This is a genomic window from Pseudonocardia sp. (assembly GCF_025965585.1).
Lineage (GTDB): Bacteria > Actinomycetota > Actinomycetes > Mycobacteriales > Pseudonocardiaceae > Pseudonocardia.
Genome location: NZ_JAOPWR010000063.1, coordinates 1 through 5,334 on the forward strand (window position 1 = coordinate 1; position 5,334 = coordinate 5,334).

3 protein-coding genes are annotated in these 5,334 nt (G+C 70.9%); all 3 read left to right on the forward strand.

The window, feature by feature from the left end; genetic code table 11:
• The first annotated feature begins 863 nt into the window (after nucleotides 1-863).
• The 3 genes from JWR81_RS03870 to JWR81_RS03880 all read left to right on the forward strand — a co-directional run bounded on the left by JWR81_RS03870 (nucleotide 864) and on the right by JWR81_RS03880 (nucleotide 5,309).
• Complete coding sequence (locus tag JWR81_RS03870; RefSeq protein WP_297646633.1) at nucleotides 864-1,019, forward strand: hypothetical protein; 156 nt, start codon at nucleotides 864-866, stop codon at nucleotides 1,017-1,019.
• Nucleotides 1,020-1,114: 95 nt separating this feature from the next.
• The gene (locus JWR81_RS03875; protein WP_297646635.1) at nucleotides 1,115-2,713 is read left to right on the forward strand and encodes an MFS transporter; all 1,599 of its coding nucleotides are present in this window, start codon (nucleotides 1,115-1,117) and stop codon (nucleotides 2,711-2,713) included.
• 373 nt (nucleotides 2,714-3,086) lie between these two features.
• Nucleotides 3,087-5,309 carry a GAF domain-containing protein gene (locus JWR81_RS03880; RefSeq protein WP_297646637.1) on the forward strand — a complete coding sequence of 741 codons (2,223 nt, stop codon included), beginning with the start codon at nucleotides 3,087-3,089 and terminating at the stop codon, nucleotides 5,307-5,309.
• Nucleotides 5,310-5,334: the final 25 nt, after the last annotated feature.

A 5,334-nucleotide genomic window follows, 5' to 3' on the forward strand; every position in this document is an offset into this window, starting at 1 on the left:
AGGGTGGCGACTTCCCCACGGAAGAGCGTCTCGCCGAGGTGGCCGAGAAGTTCGACTGGCACCTGGAGGCCGAGTGGGATCCGGAGCGCCGCAAGCAGAACTCCCCCGATGCCTGACCCCGGTGGACGGGGCCGCCGGACCCGTCAGATACCAGCAGGCCGACTCCCCACGGTCAGCCAGGGACGTTCCCGGCTGATACCTGCGTTGGCTGTCCCCGAGTACGTCGATCTTCTGATCGCGGAGTCAGGGACCCGACATGGCGAGCCGGCGTAGTCGCGGAGACGGCGGCCTGCACCGGGACGAACCGCGACAGCGGTAGATCGCGTCAGTCACCGTCGGCCACTCCCCCGCAGGAAAGCGGATCGTCAAGCGCGGCAGCGGCCGAACGAAGACGGAGGCGAAGAACAAACTCAAGGAGGTCATCCGCGACTCCGACGGCGGTCTCATGATGTCACCGCACGTCTACACCGTGGGCCAGGCCGTGAAGGACTGGTTGGAGTTCGGGCTCAGCGGCAGGGACCCGGAAACCGTCGCGACCCGCCGCATCCTGGCCACCCAACACGTCATTCCGGCTCTGGGCGCGCGGAAGCTACCGGCGCTGTCCGCCGAAGACGTCGACCCTGGCTGGCGGAGAAAGCCCGGACCCTCAGCACGCGAACACTGCTCGACATCCGATCGATCCTGAGCCTACGCGTGGTCGAGCCGTGATTAGTCGATGTCGCACCGCCCGAGCGGCATAAAGGTCCACTACGTCCTCGCAGGACTACCGACCTGCCTACCCCGGCATTTCGACGGCGTCGGTGCTCCCCCGCGCGGCGGCCGACAGGCGACATCGACCTGTAGACGCGCTTTGCGGCGAACGGATGCCGTTTGAAAGCATCCCCGCTACCGTCGACGCCCTCACCCCGGCACTGTTCTCCCTGGCCAGCGTCATCGTCGGCGTCATCGTGTCTCTGGTGGGCGTGTTGCTCAGCCTGACCGATGAGTTCCCCCGCCGCGGGTGTCTGACCCGCCGGTGACCCGACGGCAGCACCTCGCTCGGAGTGAGCCGACCTCGCTGCTCGTACCTCAGATCGTTTTTCCGGACACACCCAGCGCTTTCGCCGTCGCGGCAGTGCTGAGCAGCCGTTCGTCCGACACGGAGATCACCGTACGTCCCGAATGCCCTTCAGCGCACCTTGTCCAGGCTGGCCCGCCCACTTGGATCGATTGCGCGTTCCCCGGCGGTGGTTTGCTCGGCCCACCAGCTTGGCGAGAGCTTGTCGGGGACTACGTCGAAGGAGCGGCCATGACAACCGGGAAAGGCGCTTTTGGAGCGCGGCCGGGCGGTATCCGAGCGGCCGAGGGCGCCGCCCTGCTCAGTCGGATGGAACGGGTGCCGCTCACGCGGTTCCACCTGCTGATTGCCTTGATCCTCGGATTTGGCATGTTCTTTGACTCGTTCGACACGCTTGCCATCGCGGTTGCCATGACCGCGATCCTCGGCACGTTCGGCGCGGGCGTCGAGATGGCCGGTTTCCTGATCGCCGCCGGCTATCTCGGCCAGATCGTCGGTGCCATCGGGTTCGGCTTCGTGAGTGAGCGGTTCGGCCGCAAGGCTGCGTTCATCGCGTCGTCAGTGCTGTTCGGCCTGCTGTCCCTGGTCGCGGCGTTGGCGTGGAGTGTGGAGAGCCTGCTGGTGGTCAGGCTGATCCAGGGCATCGGGTTGGGCGCCGAGGTTCCGGTCGCCGTCGCCATGTTCAACGAGTTCGTGCGGGCGAGAGCGCGCGGCAAGATCGTGCTGGTCTACGAGAGCCTGTTCATCTGGGGCAGCCTCGTGGCCTCGCTGACCGGCGGGCTGCTGCTGGCGATGTTCCCACCGCAGTACGCCTGGCGCTACCTGTTCGCCATCGGCGCGGTTCCCGCGCTGACGGCGATCTGGGCGTTCTTCCGGTTGCCCGAGTCGCCGCGCCACCTCGTGCATCGGGGAGACCTCGAGGCTGCGCGCGCCATCATCGGGCGGATGGAGGCCAGCCGCAGGATCGGCACGCGGATGTGGACCGACGAGGACGCCGCCGTACCCGTCGCGGCCGTCGTGGGGCCGCCGACGCGGTTCGGCGAGCTGTTCGCGCGGAGCTACCTGCGGCGCACGGCGATGCTGTGGTGCACGTGGTTCACCACGTTCTTCGTGTTGTTGGGTCTCGCTACATTCCTGCCGACCCTGCTCGTGCGGGCCGGGGTGACCCCGTCGGATGCGTCGCTGCTGTCCGCCACCGTCACGGTCGGGGACATGGTCGTCGTCTATCTCGCAGCGGCCACACTTGACCGTCTAGGCCGACGGTTCTGGTTCATCGCGGGCTACGTCCTGGCCCTCATCGGCGCTGCCTCCGGCGTCATCGCCATCGGACTGGCGGGGATGTCCGGCTGGGTTGTGCTGTTCGTTGCCGGCGCCATCCTGCTGATCGGGGTCAACATCAACGCGCCGCTGATCCTCATGTACACCGCTGAGCTGTACCCGACGCGCATGCGGGCGTGGGCCACGATGGTCGGTAGCACCCTGCGGGGGCTCGCGGCCGTGATCGCCCCGATCGCGCTCGGTCAGCTGCTTGCCCGCGCCGGCGGCATCGGCTGGATGTTCGCGCTCTTCGCCGCGGTGCTGGCCGTCGGCCTCGCCGTCTTCGCCCGCTACGGCATCGAGACCAAACAACGCACGCTCGAGGAGCTTGCCCGATGATCAACTGTCCGGGCGGCCGGGCCGGACTCGACGGCCACGCCGACGCTGGACAACCCGGCGTTACCTGCTCAAAGCCCCCTTGGTCCTGCGCCCCGTGCCGGGTGGCTGTTCCCGCTTCGTGCCCAGTGGGTCCTGCCCGGCGGGGTGAGCGGCTCGATCCTCGGGCTGCGGTGACGGGGACGTCTCCGCTGCCCGGTGGCGGCGTTTGCCGGTCGGTGTCCGTCGGGACGGGTCTTGATTCCCCTCCACGCTGCGAGCACGCTGGGCACCTGTAGCGCTAGGGAGGCGGCGTGGCTGCTGCCCGGGGGCGGAGGTCAGGACGGCTGTCGGGCTGAGCAAGCGGATCGCCGAGGAGCAGGCGGCGCTGCGCCGGGTGGCCACGCTGGTCGCCCGGGCGACGGCGCCTGCGGGGGTGTTCGCTGCGGTCACCGAGGAGGTCGGGCGGCTGCTGGAGGTCGACTTCACGATCCTGAGCCGGTACGAGTCGGACGGCGCGCAAGTGTCCGTCGGCGCGTGGAGCGCCACCGGCGCCGCCGTGCCCTTTCCCATTGGCACCCGGGTGCAACTCGGCGGGCGGAACGTGGTGTCGCTGGTGGTCCGGACCGGCCGGCCGGCGCGGATCGACGACTACGAGGACGCCTCGGGCCCGGTCGCCGATGCTGCGCGCGGCTGGCGGCTCAGCTCGGCGGTCGGCGTGCCGATCAGCGTCGAAGGCCGGCTGTGGGGCGTCATCAGCGTGGCGTCAGGGCAGGAGCAGCCGCTGCCGCGCGACACCGAGGCGCGGCTGGCCGGGTTCACCGAGCTGATCGCGACCGCGATCGCCAACGCGCAGGCCCGGATGGAGCTGCGCGGCTTCGCCGAGGAGCAGGCCGCGCTGCGCCGGGTGGCGACGCTGGTGGCCCGGGCGACACCGCCTGAGGAGGTGTTCGCCGCGGTCACCGCGGAGGTCGGGCGACTGCTGGAGGTCGACTTCACGCATCTGAGCCGATACGACCCGGACGGCCCCACGATGCTCGGCACGTGGCACAGCACCGGCGGCAACAGCACCGGCGTCGCTCGGCCGGTCCCCGGGATCCGGTGGAGCCTCGGTGGGTGGAACGTGACGACGCTGGTGTTCGAGACCGGTCGGCCGGCGCGGATCGATGACTACGACGACGCCTCGGGGGCGGGCGCCGGTGTCGGACGCGAGTGGGGGTTCCGCTCGGCGGTCGGCGTGCCGATCAGCGTCGAGGGGCAGCTGTGGGGCTTCATGCTCGTGGCGTATACGCACGAGGAGCGGCTGCCGGGGGACACCGAGATGCGGCTGGCCAAGTTCGCCGAGCTGGTGGCTACCGCGATCGCCAACGCGCACGCCCGGGTGGAGCTGCGTGGCTTCGCCGAGGAGCAGGCCGCGCTGCGCCGGGTGGCGACCCTGGTCGCCCGGGCGGCGCCGCCGGGGGAGGTGTTCGCCGCGGTTGCCGCCGAGGTCGGACAGCTGCTCGGCGCCGACGTCACGGGCATCAGCCGGTACGACCCGGACGGCGCGGCGGCCGCCGTCGGAGGGTGGACCAGTACCGGCGGCGCCGGGGCCTTCCCGGTCGGCACCCGGGTGCTTCTCGGTGGCCGGAACGTCGTGTCGCTGGTGTTCGAGACGGGCCGGTCGGCGCGACTCGGCGTCAGCACCGACGCCTCCGGCGAGGCCGCTACCTTCGCCCGTCAGCGGGGGTTCGGCCCGGTTGTCGGCGTGCCGATCAGCGTTGCGGGCCGACTGTGGGGCGTCGTGATGGTGATATCCACGAGCGAACAGCCGCCGGCCGCGGACACCGAGGCTCGGCTGGCCGGGTTCACCGAGCTGGTCGCCACCGCCTTGGCCAACGCCGAGGCCCAGGCCCAGCTGACCGTGTCGCGGGCGCGGATCGTGGCCGCCGCGGACACCGCCCGCCGCCGCATCGAGCGGGATCTGCACGACGGCGCCCAGCAGCGGCTGGTGTCCCTCGCGCTGTACCTGCGCAGCACGGTGCAGGCGACGGTGCCGCCCGAGGCTCACGAACTGCACGCGCAGCTGGACGAGGTGGCCAACGGGCTGACCGGGGTGCTCGACGGGCTGCAAGAGATCGCCCGCGGCCTCCACCCGTCGGTCCTCGCCGATGGCGGGTTGCGCCCGGCGGTCAAGGCGCTCGCCCGCCGCTCCGTCGTCCCGGTCCGCCTCGACGTCCGCGTCGACGGGCGGCTGCCCGAGCAGATCGAGCTCGCCGCCTACTACGTGATCTGCGAGGCGCTGACCAACGCCGCCAAGCACGCGCAGGCCTCAGAAGCGGAGATCGAGGTGAAGACTAGCGACGACGTGCTGCGGATCCGCGTCCGCGACGACGGGTGCGGCGGCGCAGACCTCACCCGCGGCACTGGCCTCGTCGGTCTGAAGGACCGGGTCGAGGCACTCGGCGGCCGCATCTCGCTGTGCAGCCCGCCCGGCGCGGGCACCACGGTGGAGATCGCACTCCCCGTCGGGGATGCCAGTCGGCCGGGGCTTCCCGCCGTGGCGACCGGCCGACCGGGTCACACCGCCTCTGGCCCGGCACCAGACCGGCAGCCGCCCAACCCGGCGCGAGGGAGCTGACGGCTTCTTCACCGACGGCGGTCAT